Source organism: Sphingopyxis microcysteis, from assembly GCF_012274265.1.
GTDB classification, from domain to species: domain Bacteria; phylum Pseudomonadota; class Alphaproteobacteria; order Sphingomonadales; family Sphingomonadaceae; genus Sphingopyxis; species Sphingopyxis microcysteis.
The window spans coordinates 1481991-1502428 of the sequence record NZ_JAANYY010000002.1; the positions used below are offsets into that span (position 1 = coordinate 1481991).

Annotated in this window: 14 protein-coding genes; 5 read left to right on the forward strand and 9 right to left on the reverse strand. The window is 64.1% G+C overall.

Going from position 1 to position 20438, the window contains the following annotated elements; all coding sequences use genetic code 11:
- Positions 1-96: 96 nt before the first annotated feature.
- A complete protein-coding gene (locus tag G9408_RS07085) occupies positions 97-1455 on the forward strand; it encodes a L,D-transpeptidase scaffold domain-containing protein (RefSeq protein ID WP_168453266.1) in 1359 nt (452 codons plus the stop codon).
- A 162-nt stretch (positions 1456-1617) separates the two neighbouring features.
- On the opposite strand, the gene G9408_RS07090 is transcribed toward G9408_RS07085, so the two are convergent.
- A complete protein-coding gene (locus G9408_RS07090) occupies positions 1618-2349 on the reverse strand; it encodes a murein L,D-transpeptidase catalytic domain family protein (protein ID WP_328804401.1) in 732 nt (243 codons plus the stop codon).
- Positions 2350-2617: 268 nt separating this feature from the next.
- On the opposite strand from G9408_RS07090, the gene G9408_RS07095 reads away from it, so the two are divergent.
- Genes G9408_RS07095 through arsC form a run of 3 tightly spaced genes read left to right on the forward strand, consistent with a single transcriptional unit; the run spans position 2618 to position 5904 of the window.
- Positions 2618-4795: a TonB-dependent receptor gene (locus tag G9408_RS07095; RefSeq protein ID WP_168453268.1), complete on the forward strand. Its 2178-nt coding sequence runs from the start codon at positions 2618-2620 to the stop codon at positions 4793-4795.
- A 51-nt stretch (positions 4796-4846) separates the two neighbouring features.
- Positions 4847-5527, forward strand: a complete 681-nt coding sequence (locus G9408_RS07100; protein WP_168453269.1) for a Fe2+-dependent dioxygenase — start codon at positions 4847-4849, stop codon at positions 5525-5527.
- A gap of 32 nt (positions 5528-5559) precedes the next feature.
- Positions 5560-5904: an arsenate reductase (glutaredoxin) gene (gene arsC, locus G9408_RS07105; RefSeq protein ID WP_168453270.1), complete on the forward strand. Its 345-nt coding sequence runs from the start codon at positions 5560-5562 to the stop codon at positions 5902-5904.
- A 110-nt stretch (positions 5905-6014) separates the two neighbouring features.
- On the opposite strand, the gene G9408_RS07110 is transcribed toward arsC, so the two are convergent.
- Together G9408_RS07110 and recF are read right to left on the reverse strand one after the other, a co-directional pair.
- Positions 6015-6239 (reverse strand): hypothetical protein, encoded by a 225-nt coding sequence (locus G9408_RS07110; protein ID WP_137869395.1) that lies wholly within the window; start codon positions 6237-6239, stop codon positions 6015-6017.
- Between the two features lie 166 nt (positions 6240-6405).
- Positions 6406-7515, reverse strand: a complete 1110-nt coding sequence (gene recF / locus G9408_RS07115; protein WP_168453271.1) for a DNA replication/repair protein RecF — start codon at positions 7513-7515, stop codon at positions 6406-6408.
- 495 nt (positions 7516-8010) lie between these two features.
- Here recF and G9408_RS07120 point away from each other — a divergent pair, with 495 nt between their 5' ends.
- On the forward strand, positions 8011-8205 hold the full coding sequence (locus G9408_RS07120) for a PspC domain-containing protein (RefSeq protein WP_235957492.1): 195 nt from the start codon (positions 8011-8013) through the stop codon (positions 8203-8205).
- Positions 8206-8673: 468 nt separating this feature from the next.
- On the opposite strand, the gene rpoC is transcribed toward G9408_RS07120, so the two are convergent.
- The 6 genes from rpoC to G9408_RS07150 form a co-directional block, all read right to left on the reverse strand.
- Positions 8674-12960, reverse strand: coding sequence for a DNA-directed RNA polymerase subunit beta' (gene rpoC, locus G9408_RS07125; protein WP_120216762.1), 4287 nt, complete (start codon positions 12958-12960; stop codon positions 8674-8676).
- Between the two features lie 55 nt (positions 12961-13015).
- Positions 13016-17194, reverse strand: a complete 4179-nt coding sequence (gene rpoB / locus G9408_RS07130) for a DNA-directed RNA polymerase subunit beta (protein WP_168453272.1) — start codon at positions 17192-17194, stop codon at positions 13016-13018.
- 249 nt (positions 17195-17443) lie between these two features.
- Complete coding sequence (locus tag G9408_RS07135) at positions 17444-17857, reverse strand: hypothetical protein (protein ID WP_168453273.1); 414 nt, start codon at positions 17855-17857, stop codon at positions 17444-17446.
- A gap of 112 nt (positions 17858-17969) precedes the next feature.
- A complete protein-coding gene (locus G9408_RS07140; RefSeq protein ID WP_168453274.1) occupies positions 17970-18506 on the reverse strand; it encodes a J domain-containing protein in 537 nt (178 codons plus the stop codon).
- 54 nt (positions 18507-18560) lie between these two features.
- The gene (locus G9408_RS07145) at positions 18561-19346 is read right to left on the reverse strand and encodes a polyphosphate kinase 2 family protein (RefSeq protein ID WP_168453275.1); all 786 of its coding nucleotides are present in this window, start codon (positions 19344-19346) and stop codon (positions 18561-18563) included.
- Between the two features lie 77 nt (positions 19347-19423).
- Entirely contained in the window at positions 19424-20362 is a 939-nt protein-coding gene (locus tag G9408_RS07150) for a hypothetical protein (RefSeq protein WP_168453276.1), read from the reverse strand.
- Positions 20363-20438: the final 76 nt, after the last annotated feature.

The following is a 20438-nucleotide window of genomic DNA, read 5'->3' on the forward strand; positions in this document are numbered from 1 at the left end:
GCCTCTCCTTCTCCTCAAACCGGGGCGCCGCTTATGCGCCCAGCTGTGCGCCACCTCACTTTAACTCCCCGGCATTATTGGCTATGGCCCTTAACCATGGTCAAAAACTCTCCTTTTTCGCGGCGCCCGGCTGCGACCTTTCTCCTCCCGCTCGGCCTCCTCGCCACGCCCGCTTTTGCCCAGACCGCGGTGAAAGAGGATTCGGTCGTCCTGCAGCCCGACAAGGTCGCCGACGACGCCCCGGTGATCGCGGCGCAAGTCGCCCTGCCGAGCTGGTCAGAGGAAAACGCCACCGCTTTGCTGAGCGCGATTGAAAAAATCGGCGCCGAAGGCCTGTTCGCCAAGGACTATAACCCTGATGCGCTGGCCGCGGCGATCCTGGCGAACGATCAGGCGCGGCTCGACAAGATCGCGACCGACACCTTCCTGCTGCTCGCCACCCATTTGCGCGACGGACGCACCCCCAATGCGGCGCGCAAGCAATGGTTCATGGTCGATAGCGACGCCGATGCCGAACCGCTGCTCCCGCTGCTTGGAAATGCGCTGAATAGCGGCACGATCGCCGAGGCGCTCGCCAGCCTCAACCCGATCCACCCTGACTTTGCCGTGCTCAAGGCATCGCTTGCCAAGGCCAAAATACCCGCCGACGCCAATGCGATCCGCGTCAACATGGAACGCTGGCGCTGGATGCCGCGCGCGCTGGGCGATCGTTATGTCGTCAGCAACGTACCCGAATATATGACCCGCGTGGTCCATGGCGGGACCGTCATCGCTACCCACAAGGCCGTCGTCGGCAAGCCGTCGACCGCGACCCCGCAGCTCAATCCGATGGCGACCGGGATCATCGTCAACCCGAACTGGACGCTGCCGCGCAGCATCATCAACGAAGGCATCGGGGCGACAATCGCGCGCAACCCTGCGTCCGCGCGCGCGCAGGGCTATACCTGGACCGGCAGCGGCAAGACCCTGTCGGTGGTGCAAAAGCCCGGCCCGAACAACGCGCTCGGAGTGATGAAGATGGAAATGCTCAACGAGCATGCGATCTATCTCCACGACACGCCATCGAAGGGCGCGTTCAACGCCGCCGCCCGCGCGTTCAGCCACGGGTGCATCCGGACCGAGCGCGCGCTGCATTTCTCCGGCCTGATGGCAGTGATGTTCGCGGGCCGAAGCCCCGAAGAATTTGGCGCGGCAATCGCCAGCGGCGAAACGACGCGCTTCGGCTTTGACAAGCCCTTCCCGGTCTATGTCGCCTATTGGACCGTCGTGCCCGACGGCAAGGGCGGCACCAAGAAGCTCGGCGACCTCTACGGTCGCGACGCACCCGTGGTGGCTAGCTTTGCCAAGCCCGGCCGCCCGACCGCGACGATCATCGCCCCCGCTGCACCGCCGGTGGTGCCGACGGTCGAAACGACCGCACGCGCCACCACGCCAGGGACGTCGGGAATTTACTGAGGGGCGTAGGCTTACGACCGAAGTAAGACGCCGCCCTCGCGAAGGCGGGGGCCGCTGTCGGCTTACGAAAACGCTCAGGAATTAGGTGACTAGCGGGTCCTGCCTCCGCGGGGGCGACGTCTTTGTCGTGTCTGCCCACACCCTGAAACCGAAGTCAGCCCATCAGTCCGCCGTTGTCGGGAAGGTCCCGTTGACCGACCCCGCGCGGCGGATATTGTCGGCGACCGGTGGCAGCTGGAACGGCACCGGCATCGGCGGCACTTCGCTCAGCCGGTCGGCGAACAACAGCCGCCCCGGCCCGAGCTTGTAGAGGATCATCGGGAGTAGATCCTCGCCGAATACGAAGCAGCCTTCGCTGCGCCCGAGCTTGCCCTGTGTCGCGATCAGCGACGGGTCGGCGTACCAGGCGCCATGGACAACGATGGCACGAACATCGGCGTTGTTGTTGTCGGGCTCCAGCCCGGCGAGCCGCATCGACGAGCCGTTGGCACCCCAGTAATAATCGCTGGTGCGATAGGCGCCGCGCGAGGTTGCCAGACTGCCCACGCGGTTCGAAAAGCTTTTGAGCCAGCCATCATGCTGGGGATCGGATCCCCGGCCGTGGGTAACGGGGAACATATCGATCTTGCCCGCCACCATGTCGACCAGTGCGAAGCGAGGACGCGCCGACGGCAGCCCGAAATCGACGATACCGACGCGGTCGGTCTGGGGAATATGGCGGCTTTGCGTCGCCAGTTGTTTGCGCGCGACCGCCAGATAATCGACCGGCGGCGATGCAGGCGTCACGGGTTGCCGCACCCAGTCGGGCAATTGCGCCCGAACCGGGGCCGCCGCCAAGGCGCCCGCGCCAGCAATTCCGGCAAGCAATGTCCGTCGATCCAACAGATTCTTCACGTCAACCGCGCCCCGCATCGATCGCCTGATGGCGATTCCTCGATGACCCTTTAGCCGCAAAGCGGCGGGGAAAGGCAAGCAGGTGGTTCCGCTCCATGCGGGAAGATGTGGCATATTTGCCATGAACGGCGGGTTAAAGCCGTACGATATCGGCTGCTCCGGGTCATCCGTGCACTATGCACTTGCAAACCATTTGCAATATCACTAGCTGGCGCGACCAAATCCATCTTGACCAGGGGAAATTATCGTGACGTCGGTTTCGGTTCGCATGGCTCTGATCGCCGCCGTCAGCAGCGGCCTCGCTGCGCCCGCAGCCGCCGCCGAAGGTACAGCCGACAACGCGCCCGGCGGCGACGATATCGTCGTCACCGGCTATGTTGCCGAAGGACTGTCCGACGCGCGCACCCCGCTGCCCCTCGTCGATACCCCGAACAGCGCGACCGTCGTGACCGACCAGCTGCTCGCCGAACAGGGTCGCCGCACCCTCCGCGATGCGCTGCGCAATATCACCGGCATCAGTTTCCAGGCGGGCGAAGGCAATCCGCCGGGCGGCGGCGACAGCTTCTCGATCCGCGGCTTTGCGGGCCGCGACGACGTCTATGTCGACGGCCTGCGCGATCCGGGCAATTATTTCCGCGATCCGTTCAACGCCGACCGTTTTGAAGTGACCAAGGGTCCGGCGTCGGCGATCGCCGGACGCGGCAACATCGGCGGCTCGCTCAACATAGTTTCGCGCCAGCCGCTGCTCGAAAATCGCTACGGCGCCGAGCTGTCGGCGGGCACCGACAAATATCTCCGCGCTACGGTCGACGGCAATTTCGTCCTCGACGAAGCCAATGGCGTCGCGCTGCGGATCAATGCCGTCGCGCACCGCAACGACGAACCCGGTCGCGACCGGGCAAAGAGCGAGCGTTGGGGCGTGAACCCCGTGCTCGGCTTCGGCTTGGGCGGCGACACGCAAGCGACCATCGGTTATTTCTTCCTGCGGCAGAACGACCTGCCCGACATGGGCATTCCCAACGGACGCAACCGTTCGCTCGCGGGGTCGGGTTTCGAGGGCGTCGCCGCCCCGGTGCGCCGCCGCAATTACTACGGCTATTCGACCGATTATCGTGACGTCGAAACGCATATCGCTTCGCTGATCGTGTCGCACCGGTTCAACGAATCGGTCGCGATCAGCAACAAGCTGCGCTGGGCGCAGACCGACTATGCCCAATCGGCGTCGTCGCCGCGCTTTGTCGGCAATGTGACGACGCTGGGGCCGACGACGGAGGCGGTCGGCAACCGCAAATTCCGCGACCAGCGCGACGAGCTGTTCGTCAACCAGACTCAGCTCGAACTGACGCTGGGCGGCGACAGTTTCCGGCACAATATCGTGGTCGGTTTCGAATATGCCGACGAACTGACCAGCAACCGGCGCCAGCTCGACGCCGACGGACCGCGGTTCAACCTGTTCAACCCCACCTTCCTCGCCGCGCCGCCGGTCGCCTATAACGGCACCACGGCGCGCATCGATATGGATACCAAAAGTCTGTATCTGTTCGACACGGTCGAGATCGGCGACAAGTTCCGAATCGTCGGCGGCCTTCGTCACGACTGGGTCGATACGCGGGTGCGCGGCCTTGTCGACAGCGGTTTCACCGCCCCCGGCTTTGCCACCGACCTGTCGCGCCGCGACAGCGAGTTCAGCGGCAACGCCGCGCTGGTGTTCAAGCCCAGCGCGAACAGCAGCATCTATTTCGGCTGGGGCACCGCGTTCGAACCGTCGGGCCGCGCCGAGGTCGTCCAGCTGGCTGGCGGCAACAACAATGCGCCGGTCACCGCGGCCAATTTCAACGTCAAGCCCGAGCGCAGCCGCTCGTATGAATTTGGCGGCAAGCTCGAATTGTCGGGCGGGCTGTTGCTGAGCGCCGCGCTGTTCGAAATCACCAAGACCAACGCCCGCACCCCCGGCGTCAACCCCGGCGACCCCGCGGTGGTGCTGGACGGGCGTCAGCGGATTCGCGGCATCGAATTGCAGGCGGCGGGCGAAATCCTGCCCGGCTGGGACATCTTCGCCGGTTACACGCATCTGGACGGCGAGGTCCGCGCCTCGAACATTCCGGTGCAGGTCGGCCTGCCGCTCGACAACACGCCGCCGCACAGCGCGACGCTGTGGACGTCGTTCGCGGTGACCCCGGCGCTGCGCATCGGCGGCGGCGTCCAGTATAATGGCAAACGCCGTTCGGATATTCCGACCAGCCTGACCACCGGCAACATCACGATCACCGCACCGTCCTACACGGTAGTCGATGCCTTTGCCGAATATAGCCTGACCGACAACGTCAAGCTGCGCGCCAACGTCTATAACATCGGCGACAAATATTATTTCCAGTCGCTGGGCAGCGGTCAGTCGATCCCCGGCCCCGGCCGGTCGGGCGTGCTGACGCTCGCGCTGGATTTCTGATGCCGTCCCCCGGGGCTTGCCGCGTCGCAATCCCCGGGGCATGACGCCGCCATGTATCTGGTCATCGACAATGTTCTGACCGGCGAAGCCCTCGCCCGTGCGCAGGCCTTGCTCGTCGGCGCCCCCTGGGCCGACGGCCGTACCACCGCCGGCTATCAGTCGGCGGCGGTCAAGCGCAACGAGCAGTTGCCCGAGCGCCACCCGCTGACGCAGCAGCTGCAAGAGATTGTCGAGGGCGGTCTCGCCGCGAGCCTGTTGTTCCAGTCGGCGGCGTTGCCGCGGCATATCTTTCCACCGCTGTTCAACCGCTATGCCAGCGGCCATGATTTCGGTACCCATGTCGACAATGCGATCCGCCAGGCGCCCGGTGGCGCCGCGCTCCGCACCGACCTGTCGGCGACCTTGTTCCTTGCCGATCCCGCCAGCTACGACGGCGGCGAGCTGGAGGTCGAGGACGGCAGCGCGTCGCATCGCTTCAAGCTCGCGGCGGGGTCGATGCTGCTCTACCCGGCCACGACGCTGCACCGTGTAACCCCGGTGACGCGCGGCGCGCGGCTCGCCAGCTTCTTCTGGGTCCAGAGCCTGGTCGCCGATGCGGCCCGCCGCGCAATCCTGTTCGACATCGACCTCGGCATCCAGTCGCTGCGTCCGCGCGTCGGCGACCAGGATCCGGCGTTGGTCGCGCTCACCGGCGCGTATCACAATCTGCTGCGCCAATGGGCGCAACCTTAGGCGTTGCAAACGCCTTCCTGAAAGGATCGACGATGAAAGCAACCATCTGGCACAACCCCGCCTGCGGCACCTCGCGCAAGACGCTGGCGATCCTGCAGGAGACGCCGGGCATCGAACTGACCATCATCGAATATCTGAAGCAGCCCTATACAGCGGACAAGCTGCGCCAGCTCTTCGCCGCGGCGGGTCTGGCCGCGCGCGACGCGCTCCGCCTGCGCGGCACCGATGCCGAGGAACGCGGACTGAAAGACGCGAGCGAAGACGCGATCATCGCCGCGATGGCCGCTAACCCCGCCTATGTCGAGCGCCCGATCGTCCGGACCGACAAGGGGGTCCGACTTTGCCGCCCGCAGGACGTCGTGCGGGAAATTCTCTGACGCGGCCGGTGCCGATGCGCATGCCGCTATCGGCGGCCTCCCATCGGCACAGCAAAAAGGGCCACGGACAATGTCCGCGGCCCCTCCTGTAACTCGAATTGCAAACCCGATTACGGGCTCGTCGGTTCGTCGTCACCGTCGGTCAGCAGCACGATGGCGGCGATGATGCCGACAGCGGCGAGCGCGATGACGATCCAGCTGGTTTCGCCTTCCAGCTCGCTCTGACCTTCGACGGCCGAAGCAGCGCGAACGCCCTGCGCCGCCGATGCAGCGACCGGCGCCGCGATCATTGACGTTGCAGCGAGGCTAACCGCCGCCTTCTTGAACAGATTCATTTCATACTCCCTGGATGGAAAGCTTGTGTGGATCGACCTCGCTTAACGCTACGCTATTGTTCCACAATCAGGATTCATAGCGCGTTACATGCATATTGCAATGCGCTATCAAATACATCGATCTGAAATTACCGCCAGATCGGCGCAATTGCACTTGCACGATGTACTAGTCCACGGCGATCCGTCCGCCACTAATGGCGAATCGGATCACCGGTCCGGGCATGTCGGCGAAGAGTGCCGACTCGGTGCCGGTCAGCCACGCCTGCCCCCCCTGCCCCGCCAGCCGCGCATAGAGCGCCGCGCGGCGCCGCGGGTCGAGGTGCGCCGCCACCTCATCCAGCAACAGCACGGGTCGCTGGCCGCGCGACCGCGCGACGCAGTCGCTATGCGCCAGGACCAACGACAACAGCATCGCCTTTTGCTCGCCGGTCGAACAACGCGCCGCGGCGCGGCCCGTCGCGGCGTGGAGCGCGACCAGATCGTCGCGGTGCGGCCCCGCGGTCGCGCGGCCCGCCGCCGCATCGACCCGCCGACGTCCCGCAAACAAGGCCTGCAACGCCGCCACCTCATGCGGCGCGGCGCGCACCGCCCCATCGCTATCGACCAACGTCAGCAGCGGGCGGGCAAAGGGCGCATCAGGCTGCGCGGCCAGTTCGGCAGACAGCGCCGCCAGCGTTGCCTGTCGCGCCGCATCCAGCGCCGCGCCATGTTCGGCCAGTTGCGCCTCGAGGCTCGCCAGCCATTGCGGGTCGGCGCTGGCAGGGTCAGCCAACAGCTTGCCGCGCGCGCGCAGCGCCGCTTCATAGCGGTTGCTGTGCTGCGCATGACGCGGGTCGAGCGCCAGCACCAGCCGGTCGAGGAAACGCCGCCGGTTGCCCGCCGTCTCGACGAACAGCCGGTCCATCGCCGGAGTCAGCCACAGCACCCCCAGCCATTCGCCGAGCGACGCCGCGGCGGCCGCGCTGCTGTTGATCCGCACGATCCGCCGTCCCGGATGCGCGGGCTCGATCCCCGTGCCCAGCGATACCGGCGGCAGGTCGTCACCGGCGAGCACTTCAGCGAATATCGCAAAGCCGCCGCTCGCGCCGTCGCGCACCATCTCGCCCAGCGCCGCGCGGCGTAGCCCCCGTCCCGGCGCGAGCAGCGAAATCGCCTCCAATATATTGGTCTTACCCGCGCCATTGTCGCCGTGCAGCGCAACCAGCCCCGGCCCGGCGACGAGCTCCGCGGCGGCATGATTGCGAAAATCGGTCAGCGAAAGGCGGGTCAGCGTCATCCTACATGCCGCCTACCGCAGCTCATCGGGCCGCGCCAGCCCACACCCGTCCGCACCGCACCCCCTACAGTCATCCCGGCGAAAGTCGGGATCCCGCCCTTGCGTCCAAATGCCACCAAACAACAGCGCATCATCCAATCAGAAACTTTCGCGGATATTTTTCCGACTAACGGGATTTTTCACCATCACAGTGCAATTTGCGCGCTGAAATAATCTGTCGCAGGCCAAAAAACCACGCTTAACAGCCAATGAATGAAATTGGCACGCTCCCTGCATAACTGTTGGCATCCACCGGGATGGCCCGGATGGAAGGTTCAAGGAAGGAAAACATCATGGCCCATTTCAATGTCGACTCGTTCAAGAGCTATGCGATCGCTGCTGTTGCTTCGCTGTATTGCTCGATCATGCTTCTCGCCGCTGCCGGTCCCAGCAACCTGGTTGCCTGATCAACGCAGCGCGTAAAACGCCGGCCCTCAGCTTGTCGAAGGGGCCGGGATGGAAAGGAAAGAAATGAAACAGGGTTTTCGCAAGAATCGTCGCGACGGGATGATCTTCGGCGTCTGCGCCGGCATGTCTGACCAGTTCGGCATCGACGTCTTGTGGACGCGCGTCGGCTTTGTCGCCTTGACGCTTCTGGGCTTCGGCCTGCCGCTGCTGCTGTACCTCGCCGTCGCGATCCTCGCGCCCTAGGAGGCAGCCAAAGGGCCGGGCGCCTTTCAGGCGCAGTCGCACCGGCCCGCACATTCCCAAGCAACCAAGGGCTCACCGGCCACCCCGGTGGGCCCTTTTCTGTTTGACGATCCCGCAGCCGAGAGACTTGCGCCTTAGCCCGTTCGCATCGAGCGGAGTTGAGATGCCCCTCGACCTTGCGCCAAACCGATCGGTGTCTCGACTTCGCTCGACATGAACGGGACCGAAAGTTGCACGCTAACGATCGGTTGCGGACGTGTCTTCTCCCCTCCCTTTTAGGGAGGGGCTGGGGGTGGGTAGCCGCCGAAGGCGGCATCCTGCCTCGGCTCGCTTCGCTCCCACCCACCCCTAACCCCTCCCTGGAAGGGAGGGGAACGGCTTAAAACCACCCCAAAGCCACCAAAGAAAAAGCCCCGCCGGATCGCTCCGGCGGGGCTCAATTCTGTCAGCCAAAGGCCGAGGTGAGGCTTACGCCTCGCCCTCACCCTCCGGGCGTTCTTCGACCATCACATCGTCGGTGGTGAAGTCTTCGCCCTGTACCTTGCCCAGCGGATCGTCGCCCATCGCGGCTTCCGGACCCTGCGCCAGTTCGGCGGCATGTTCGGCTGCGGCGCTGGCCGGAGCGATCAGGTCGACCTGGCTTGCGGCGCGCATCGATGCGCGCAGCGCGGCATCCTTGCTCGACGCGGTGACGCGGACGCGGTTCATGGCGGCACCGGTACCCGCCGGGATCAGGCGGCCGACGATGACGTTTTCCTTCAGCCCGATCAGCGAATCGACCTTGCCCTGCACCGACGCCTCGGTGAGCACGCGGGTCGTTTCCTGGAACGATGCCGCCGAAACGAAGCTGCGCGTTTGCAGCGACGCCTTGGTGATGCCCAGCAGGACCGGACGACCCTCCGCCGGCACGCCATTCTTCGGCAGCTTGGCGTTATATTCCATCATCTCCAGATAATCGAGTTGCTCGCCCGGCAGCAGCGTGGTGTCGCCGCCGGTCGTGATCTCGACCTTCTGCAGCATCTGGCGAACGATCACCTCGATGTGCTTGTCGTTGATCTTCACGCCCTGCAGTCGGTACACTTCCTGGATTTCCGCGACCAGATATTCGGCCAGCGCCTCGACGCCCATGACATCGAGGATGTCGTGCGGGTTCGGCGAACCGCTGATCAGCGCGTCGCCGCGCTTGACCATGTCGCCTTCCTGCACTTCCAGCACCTTCGACTTGGGGATCAGATATTCGATCGGATCGCCTTCTTCCGGAACGATCGCAATCTTGCGCTTCGCCTTGTAATCCTTGACGAATTCAATGCGACCGCTGATCTTTGCGATGACGCTGTTGTCCTTCGGAATGCGCGCTTCGAACAGCTCGGCCACCCGCGGCAGACCGCCGGTGATGTCGCGCGTCTTCGACGCTTCACGGCTGACACGCGCCAGCACGTCGCCCGCCTGCACTTCCTGCCCGTCCTCGACCGACAGCATCGTGCCGACCGCGAGCAGGTAGCGCGCGGCTTCGCCCGACGCATCGTCGAGCAGGGTCAGGCGCGGCTGAAGGTCTTCCTTCTTGGCGCGGCCCGCCGAGCGATATTCGATCACGACGCGCTGGGCGATACCCGTCGCTTCGTCGACCTGTTCGATCAGGGTCTTGGTATCTTCCAGATCCTGATATTTCACGACGCCCTGCTTTTCGGTGATCAGCGGCATGGTGAACGGATCCCATTCGGCAATCCGGTCGCCCTTCTTCACCTTGTCGCCATCCTTGAACAGGATGTGCGCACCATAGGGCAGCTTGTGCGACGCGCGTTCGCGGCCTTCGCTGTCGATGATCGCGACTTCGCCCGAACGGGCAAGCGCCAGACGGCGGCCGCGCTGATCGACGATCGTCGGCATGTCACGATATTCGATCGTGCCGTCCGAAATCGCTTCGGCGTTCGACTGCTCGTTGACCTGCGCCGCACCGCCGATGTGGAAGGTACGCATGGTCAGCTGGGTGCCGGGTTCACCGATCGACTGGGCAGCGATAACGCCGACCGCTTCGCCGATGTTCACCGGGGTACCGCGCGCGAGGTCGCGGCCATAGCATTTGCCGCAAACGCCCAGCACCGCTTCGCAAACCAGCGGCGAACGGATCTTCACCGACTGAACCTCGGCGTCCTCGATCTTCTGCGTCGTGGCTTCGTCGAGCAGCGTGCCGACCGGGGCCAGCACATTGCCGTCCTTGTCGAGCACATCTTCCAGCGTGGTACGGCCAAGGATACGCTCGCCCAGCGAGGCGATCGTCGAACCGCCCTGGATGATCGCGCGCATTTCCATGCCGCGGGTCGTGCCGCAATCTTCCTCGATCACGACGCAGTCCTGCGACACGTCGACCAGACGACGGGTCAGGTAACCCGAGTTTGCCGTCTTGAGCGCCGTATCGGCCAGACCCTTACGCGCACCGTGGGTCGAGTTGAAATATTCAAGAACGGTCAGACCTTCCTTGAAGTTCGAGATGATCGGCGTTTCGATGATCTCGCCCGACGGCTTGGCCATCAGGCCGCGCATACCCGCGAGCTGCTTCATCTGCGCCTGCGAACCACGCGCACCCGAGTGCGCCATCATGTAGATGGAGTTGATCGGGGCCAGTCGGCCCGTTTTCGGATCCTTCGGTTCGGCGCGGATTTCGTCCATCATCGCGTTCGCGACCTTGTCGCCGCACTGCGACCAGGCATCGATCGCCTTGTTGTACTTTTCCTGCTGCGTGATCAGGCCGTCCTGATACTGCTGCTCGAAATCCTTCACCAGGGCGCGGGTTTCGTCGACCAGGCCTTCCTTCGACGCCGGGATGATCATGTCGTCCTTGCCGAACGAGATGCCCGCCTTGAACGCGTTGCGGAAGCCCAGCGCCATGATGGCGTCGGCGAACAGCACCGTCTCTTTCTGGCCGGTGTGGCGATAGACCTGATCGATCACGTCGCCGATTTCCTTCTTGGTGAGAAGGCGGTTGACGACGTCGAACGGCACGGTGTGCGACTTCGGCAGGCACTCGCCGATCAGCATGCGGCCCGGCGTCGTCTCAAAGCGCTTGAGATACTCATTGCCCTGCTCATCGGTCTGCGGAACGCGGCTGATGACCTTGCTGTGCAGCGTCACCGCACCGACGTGCAGCGCTTGATGCACTTCGGCCATGTCGGCGAGCAGCATGCCCTCGCCCGGTTCGCCTTCGCGCTCCATCGACAGATAATAGAGACCAAGCACCATGTCCTGCGACGGCACGATGATCGGCTTGCCGTTCGCGGGCGACAGGATGTTGTTGGTCGACATCATCAGCACGCGCGCTTCCAGCTGCGCCTCGAGGCTCAGCGGGACGTGCACGGCCATTTGGTCGCCGTCGAAGTCGGCGTTGAACGCGGCGCAAACCAGCGGGTGCAGCTGGATCGCCTTGCCTTCGATCAGCACGGGCTCGAACGCCTGGATACCGAGGCGGTGGAGCGTCGGGGCGCGGTTCAGCAAGACGGGGTGCTCGCGAATGACTTCGTCGAGGATGTCCCAGACTTCCTTGCGTTCCTTTTCGACCCACTTCTTCGCCTGTTTCAGGGTCATCGACAGACCCTTGGCGTCGAGGCGCGCGTAGATGAACGGCTTGAACAGCTCGAGCGCCATCTTCTTCGGCAGGCCGCACTGGTGCAGCTTGAGTTCGGGGCCGGTAACGATGACCGAACGGCCCGAATAGTCGACGCGCTTGCCGAGCAGGTTCTGGCGGAAACGGCCCTGCTTGCCCTTCAGCATGTCGGACAGCGACTTCAGCGGACGCTTGTTGGCGCCGGTGATCGTACGGCCGCGGCGACCGTTGTCGAACAATGCGTCGACGGCTTCCTGCAACATGCGCTTTTCGTTGCGGACGATGATGTCCGGCGCGCGCAGTTCCATCAGGCGCTTCAAACGGTTGTTGCGGTTGATGACGCGGCGATAGAGGTCGTTCAGATCCGACGTCGCGAAGCGGCCGCCGTCGAGCGGCACCAGCGGGCGCAGTTCGGGCGGGATCACGGGGACGACTTCCAGGATCATCCATTCGGGACGGTTGCCCGATTCGATGAAGCTCTCGACGACCTTCAGGCGCTTGATGATCTTCTTGGGCTTCAGCTCCGACTTGGTCGTCGCCAGATCTTCCATCAGATCGGTGCGTTCCTGCTCCAGATCGAGGTTTTCGAGCAGGACGCGGATCGCCTCGGCGCCGATGCCGGCCGAAAAGGCGTCTTCGCCATATTCGTCCTGCGCGTCGAGCAGTTCGTCTTCGGTCAGCAGCTGGAACTTCTCGAGCGGGGTCAGGCCGGGCTCAAGCACGATATAGGCTTCGAAATACAGCACGCGCTCGAGCTGCTTCAGCTGCATGTCGAGCAGCAGGCCGATGCGCGACGGCAGCGACTTCAGGAACCAGATGTGCGCGACGGGTGCGGCGAGCTCGATATGGCCCATGCGCTCGCGGCGGACCTTGGTCACGGTGACTTCGACACCGCACTTCTCGCAGACGATGCCCTTGTATTTCATGCGCTTATACTTACCGCACAGGCATTCATAATCCTTGATCGGACCAAAGATGCGCGCGCAGAACAGGCCGTCACGCTCGGGCTTGAACGTGCGGTAGTTGATGGTTTCGGGCTTCTTGATTTCGCCGAACGACCACGAGCGGATACGCTCGGGGCTCGCGATGCCGATCTTGATCATGTCAAAGGTTTCGGGCTTCGCGACCGGGTTCATGAAGTTGGTAAGCTGGTTCATATTCTAGCTCCACTCTTCCCCCTTCGCGCCGGGCGAAGGGGGTGAGGAAAAGATCTTATTCGGCGGCTTCGGGAAGGGCGTCGGGCGCCTCGTCGGGATCTTGGTCGGCAAGCGACGACAGTTCGACGTTGAGGCCCAGCGAGCGCATTTCCTTGACGAGCACGTTGAAGCTTTCGGGAATGCCGGCCTCGAAGGTGTCGTCGCCCTTGACGATCGCTTCGTAAACCTTGGTGCGGCCGATCACGTCGTCCGACTTCACCGTCAGCATTTCCTGGAGCGTGTACGCCGCGCCATAGGCCTGGAGCGCCCAGACCTCCATTTCCCCGAAGCGCTGACCACCAAACTGCGCCTTACCGCCCAGCGGCTGCTGGGTGACGAGGCTGTACGGCCCGATCGAACGCGCGTGGATCTTGTCGTCGACCAGGTGGTGCAGCTTCAGGATATACATATATCCCACCGTCACCTTGCGGTCGAAACGATCACCGGTGCGGCCGTCGTAGAGGTCAACCTGGCCCGACCGGTCGAGACCGGCGCGTTCCAGCATCGTCGACACATCGCCTTCGCGCGCGCCGTCGAACACCGGAGTCGCAAAGGGGACGCCCACCGACAGATTGCCCGCCAGCTCGACGACTTCTTCGGTGCTGCGCGCCTTGATGTCGTCAGCATATTCATCGCCATAGGCGTGAAGCAGCGCTTCGCGCACCGCTTCGGGCGGCGCCCCGGCCTCGGGGTCGGGATTCGCCATGCGCCAATCCTCGAGCGCCGCGGTGATCTGGCGGCCAAAGCCGCGCGATGCCCAGCCGAGGTGCGTTTCGAGGATCTGCCCGACGTTCATGCGCGACGGCACGCCGAGCGGGTTGAGCACGAAGTCAACATGCGTCCCGTCTTCGAGGAACGGCATGTCCTCGATCGGCAGGATGCGGCTGATGATGCCCTTGTTGCCGTGACGGCCGGCCATCTTGTCGCCCGACTGCAGCTTGCGCTTCACCGCGACGAAGACCTTGACCATCTTGAGCACGCCCGGCGCGAGTTCGTCGCCGCGCTGCAGCTTTTCGACGCGATCCTCGTACTTTGCGCTGATCCGCTTGATCGCATCGTCATACTGCGCCTTGATCGCTTCGAGGGCGGTCTGGGCATTGTCTTCGACAACCGCCAGCTTCCACCAATCCGAACGATCGAGGTCGGTCAGCATTTCTTCGGTGACGACGTCGCCCTTCTTCAGCCCCTTCGGCACCGCGCTGGTCGTCTGACCGATCAGCAGGTCTTTGAGGCTCGAGAAGGTCGCGCGGTTAAGGATCGCGCGCTCGTCGTCGGCGTCCTGCTTCAGACGTTCGATTTCCTCGCGCTCGATCGCGATCGCACGTTCGTCCTTGTCGATACCGTGACGGTTGAAGACGCGGACTTCGACGACCGTGCCCGACACGCCCGGCGGCAGGCGGAGCGAGGTGTCGCGCACGTCGCTGGCCTTTTCACCGAAGATCGCGCGCAGCAGCTTTTCTTCCGGCGTCATCGGCGATTCACCCTTGGGGGTGATCTTGCCGGCCAGAATGTCGCCCGGGCCGACTTCGGCGCCGATGTAGACGATGCCCGCTTCGTCGAGGTTGCGGAGCGCTTCCTCGCCGACGTTCGGGATGTCGCGCGTGATGTCTTCGGGGCCAAGGCGCGTGTCGCGCGCGGTGACTTCGAATTCCTCGATGTGGATCGAGGTGAAGACGTCGTCCTTCACGATGCGTTCGGAAATGAGGATCGAGTCCTCATAGTTATAGCCGTTCCACGGCATGAACGCGACGAGCACATTCTTGCCGAGCGCCAGTTCGCCCAGCTCGGTCGACGGGCCGTCGGCGATGATGTCGCCGGTGCGGACGACGTCGCCCACCTTCACCAGCGGACGCTGGTTGATGCAGGTGTTCTGGTTCGAACGCTGGAACTTTTGCAGGCGATAAATGTCGACGCCCGACTTGCCGGGTTCGACCATATCGGTCGCACGGATGACGATACGCGTGGCATCGACCTGGTCGATCACGCCGCCGCGGCGCGCGGCAATCGCCGCACCCGAGTCGCGCGCAACGGTTTCTTCCATACCGGTGCCGACGACCGGCGCTTCGGCGCGGATCAGCGGCACAGCCTGGCGCTGCATGTTCGATCCCATCAGCGCGCGGTTGGCGTCGTCGTTTTCCAGGAACGGGATCAGCGAGGCCGCGACCGAAACGAGCTGCTTCGGCGACACGTCCATCAGGGTGATCTGATCGCGCGGCGCCATCAGGAATTCACCCGCTTCGCGCGCCGAGATCAGTTCGTCGATGAAGCTGCCGTCGGGGTTGAGGTCGGCGTTCGCCTGCGCAACCGTGTGCTTCGACTCTTCCATCGCCGACAGATAGACGACTTCGTTGGTGACCTTGCCGTCGACGATCTTGCGGTACGGCGTTTCGATGAAGCCGTACTTGTTGACGCGCGCAAAGGTCGCGAGGCTGTTGATCAGACCGATGTTCGGGCCTTCGGGCGTTTCGATCGGGCAGATGCGGCCATAGTGCGTCGGGTGAACGTCGCGGACTTCGAAGCCCGCGCGCTCGCGGGTCAGACCGCCCGGCCCGAGCGCCGACACGCGGCGCTTGTGGGTGACTTCGGACAGCGGGTTGGTCTGGTCCATGAACTGCGAAAGCTGCGACGAACCGAAGAATTCGCGCACCGCGGCGACCGCGGGCTTCGCGTTGATCAGGTCGTTCGGCATCACCGTCGACACGTCGACCGAGCTCATGCGCTCCTTCACCGCGCGCTCCATGCGAAGCAGGCCGACGCGATACTGGTTTTCGAGCAGTTCGCCGACCGAACGCACGCGGCGGTTGCCGAGGTTGTCGATGTCGTCGATTTCGCCCTTGCCGTCCTTCAGGTTCACCAGCTCCTTGACGACAGCCAGGATGTCGTCGCTGCGCAGCGTGGTGACCGTGTCCTCGGCGTCGAGGCCAAGGCGCATGTTGAGCTTGACGCGGCCCACGGCCGACAGGTCGTAACGCTCGGGGTCAAAGAACAGGCCGCCGAACAAGGCTTCGGCGGTTTCGCGCGTCGGCGGTTCGCCGGGGCGCATGACGCGATAGATGTCGCTCAATGCCTGATCGCGGTCCTCGGCCTTGTCGGCCTTCAGCGTGTTGCGGATCCACGGGCCGGTGTTGTTGTGGTCGATATCGAGCAGCACCAGCTTGTCGATGCCCGCAGCGTCCATCTTCTCCAGATTTTCGGCGCTCACTTCGTCGCCGGCCTCGATGTAGATCTCGCCGGTCGCTTCGTTGATCAGGTCATAGGCGCTGTAACGGCCGAAGATTTCCTCGGTCGGGATCAGCAGCGTGTCGAGCCCGTCCTTCGCGGCCTTGTTGGCCAGGCGCGGGCTGATCTTGTGGCCGGCAGCGAAGACGACTTCGCCGGTCTTGGCATCCACCACGTCGAACGCGGGCTTCGCACCGCGCCAATTCTCGACGACGAACGGAACCTTCCAGCCGTTCGAGGCGCGCTCGAACACGAGACGGTCATAGAAATGGTTGAGGATTTCCTCGCCCGACATGCCCAGCGCATAGAGCAGGCTGGTGACCGGCAGCTTGCGCTTGCGGTCGATACGGACGTTGACGATGTCCTTGGCGTCGAATTCGAAGTCGAGCCACGAACCGCGATACGGAATGACGCGCGCGGCGAACAGGAACTTGCCCGACGAGTGGGTCTTGCCGCGGTCATGGTCGAACAGCACACCCGGCGAACGGTGCATCTGCGACACGATGACGCGCTCGGTGCCGTTGACGAAGAAGGTGCCGTTCTCGGTCATGAGCGGCATGTCGCCCATGTAAACGTCCTGCTCCTTGATATCGAGCACCGAACGGGTGTCGGTTTCGCTGTCGACTTCAAAGACGATCAGGCGCAGCGTGACCTTCATCGGCGCCGCATAGGTGATGCCGCGCTGACGGCATTCCTCGACGTCATATTTCGGCGCTTCGAGTTCGTAATGGACGAAGTCGAGTTCGGCGGTACCGGCGAAATCGCGGATCGGAAAAACGCTGCGCAGCGTCTTTTCCAGGCCCGAAACATAACCGATCGACGGGTCCGAGCGCAGGAACTGCTCATAGGATTCGCGCTGCACCTCAATGAGGTTGGGCATTTCCACCGCTTCGTGGATGTTGCCGAACAGCTTGCGGATTCGCTTGCTCGCGGTCGCTTCGAGGGCCGTGCCCACCGACTTCGCCTTGGTCGCCATAAGTGATTGTCTCGCCTGTCAAAAAGTCAAAATCGCGGGCGCATCGACGCGAAAAAAGCCGCAAGCAACCGTTGCCGGTTTACCGCAGCTTTCCAACGCCTGTCGAAATCCCCGCCGACCTATCCGTACAATCCGCTGCGCAAGGCGGACTCTATCTCGGACGATGGGGTGTGGGGGCGATATAGGTTTGGGAGGGTCAGGTGTCAACGGGCGGGCTCGCCATCGCCCGTCCTAAATCGTCAGCCCGCGCTATTCGGACGCGTCGCGCGCGGCGTCGGCGACGAGCAGCGCGCCGCCGATCAGCACCACCCCGGCGCCGATCGCGATCCAGCCGACCGTCGACACATTGTTACGCCGACTGGTATCGATCGGTCGCCCGTTGAGCAGCAGCCGGTTGTCACGCTCCAGCGAAAAGCCGATCCGCGTTTCGTTCGGACGATATCCGCTGCTCGATTGCCGGGTGCCATCGAAACCGACCACGTCGCGGGTCAGGCGGAGTTCGACCCGGGCCGGCGCTTTCGTCCGCTCGCCGCCGATCGGGATGGTCAGGCCTACGCCCACGACACCGTCAACGCGCGTCAGCCCATTTTGATAGGCCAGCGGCTCGGCCATGGCCGAGGTCGTCAGTGCCGCGCCAATCACCAGCCCACCCAGAATCCGCATATCCGCCCCCTTCGCCGCTTCGTTTTCCACCCCAGTCGATCGTCGTATCTTATGCTGGCCCCGCAAGCCCCAAAACAGCACTGGTACGCGAAGTCGAAAGACCGCGCCGGCGCTACGCCGGTTTCCAGCTCTTGCGATCTTCCGCCTGCTTGAGCACCTCGAACGCCGCCTGCCCCGCCGCAAAGCGTTTGGCGGCGTCGGTGTCGCCGGGTTTGACGTCGGGGTGGGTTTCCTTCGCCAGCGCGCGCCACGCTTTCTTCACCGCCTCGAAATCGGCGTCGGGTTCGAGGTCCAGCACGTCGAGCGCGCGCATTTCGTCGCTGCTGCGCGTGCCGTCGCCGGGGCCGCCCCACGCATAATGCTGCGCTCGCGCATAGCTGCGCGCGCCCTGCGCCTCCTCGGCGGCACGGGCGGCGGCGTCTTCGGCGCTCAGCCCTTCGAAATAATCCCAGCCGCGATTATATTCGGCGGCATGGGTTTCGCAGAAATACCAGCGCTCGGGGCTGTTCGGAGACTTCGGCGCGGGGCAGTTGCCGGGGTTGCTACAACCGTGCCGATCGCACAACCTGACCTTCTGCGCCTCATTGTTCGAGCCATAGGGGCGCCAGCGGGGGAAACCCCAGTCATCGGATCTTTTGGCGCGGCTCATCAGCCCCATGTAGCCATTGGTCGGCCTGATTGCTAGCCGTCGGCCGCCACAAACCTAGGCTTCAGGCTTGTAGCCGAATGCCTTGCCCGCCAGTTTGACGACCGCCGGGTCAAGTTCGGGCGGGGTCATCGGCACGATCGCCTCCAGCGTTTCGGCGATATGGGTCAGCGCCGCGATGCGCGCCGCTTTCTTGTTGTTGCCGTCGATCACCTTCCATGGTGCCCAGCGCGTGTTGGTCTGCGCGAACATCTCATCAATCGCGGCGAGATATTGTTTGCGCTTTGCGCGGTTGCGATAATCCTCGCTCCCGGTTTTCCAGCGCTTCCACGGATCGTTCAGGCGATCGGCAAAGCGCTTGTCCTGTTCGTCCTGCGTCAGGTGGACGAAAATCTTGACCAGGTTGGTGCGGCTGCCGGTCAGCTGTGCCTCGAACTCGTTGATCTCGTCATAGCCCTTGCGCCATTCGGCCTCGGTGGCAAAGCCCTCGACGCGTTCGACCAGGACGCGCCCGTACCAGCTGCGGTCAAAGATCGCGATCTCGCGATTGCCGGGCAGCCGTTTCCAGAACCGCCACAGGAAATGGCGCGCCTTTTCCTCCTCGGTCGGCGCGCTGATCGGCCACACATCGAAATAGCGCGGATCGAGCAGCGCGGTGATCCTTTTGATGATCCCGCCCTTGCCCGCCGCATCCCAGCCTTCGAACATGATGATGCTGCGCTGGCCATGGGTGATATGCGCCGCCTGCACACGTTCCAGCCGCTCCTGCAAGGCCTCGATCGCGTCGGAATGGTCGCCGTCGAATTTGGCGCCGGTCTCATAATCGGAAAGCGAAATGGTCATGCCGCTGTCTAGCGCACTCCCCCCTGTCCTACCAAGCGCTCAGGCTGTCACTTTCTGGCACAGCCGGGTCGCCGCGGCTACTCGGCGCCCATAGCCGCCTTGCGCGCGGTCCACGCGCCCAGCGCGCGCCGATAGCGATCGAGCCGCGCCAACGCCTCTGGAACCGCGCCGCCGCGCGCTCCCTGTCGCTGCGCATCGCCATACCAGTCCGCCGCCACGTCGAGATCGCCCTCCATCTCGTTGCAAAGCCCCAGGTTGAACGCCAGTGCCGCGGTCGGCTCGACATCGCGCGTCAGCGCGGTCCACGCGGCGCAGGCGCCAACCTGATCACTCTTGGTCAGTCGCACCGCCGCCTTGAACGCGGCCTGCGCCGGTTTGGTCAGCCCCTTTATGCTCTCGTCGACCCGGACGTCGATCGCGTAGCTGCGCGGCGCCAGGTCGTCGCGGATCGTCCGCACCTGGTTGCGGAAGGTGGCGGCAAAATAATCCTCGACGCTCGGCGGCGCGCTCCGGTCGGGGCAAAGCGTCACCTGATCGCGCGCATTCAGCGGCCGGGTGTAACGGATCGATCCGTCGCCGATGGCAACCAGCCGCACCGTCGTCGCAACGGCCGCGGTACGGCGGCGACACCGGATATCGACGTCGATTTCCTTGATGCACTTCTTTTTGTCGGCGGGGTCATATTCGGTGCAGCGGCGGCGCTTTTCGATCACCGGCGTTTCATCGACGCTGGCGCGCACCGTCCCGGTGACCAACGCATCGGTCGGCGCCCCCGATTCGGGCGCGACGACCCGGTAAAAGCGGCTGCCGTGAAATGTCGCGGCTGCGAGTTCGGCTTCGAGCGCCTGCGCAAAGGCCGCGCCATCCTCGCCCTCGAACCGCTCGACCGATATGCGAAACAGGTCGGTGACATTAGCCTCGGCGGGATCGCCGGTATTGATCGTCAGCGTTTCGGCGTTCGCGGGCGCCGCAAGGCTCAGCAAAGCGGCACCCAATATCCATCGTGCGTCGATCATCACCACCCCCCATTAGCCAGTTTCCGCCGAGCTATCGCAGCCGTCGGTGGCTGTCAAAACCGCGCGAGGACCGGGG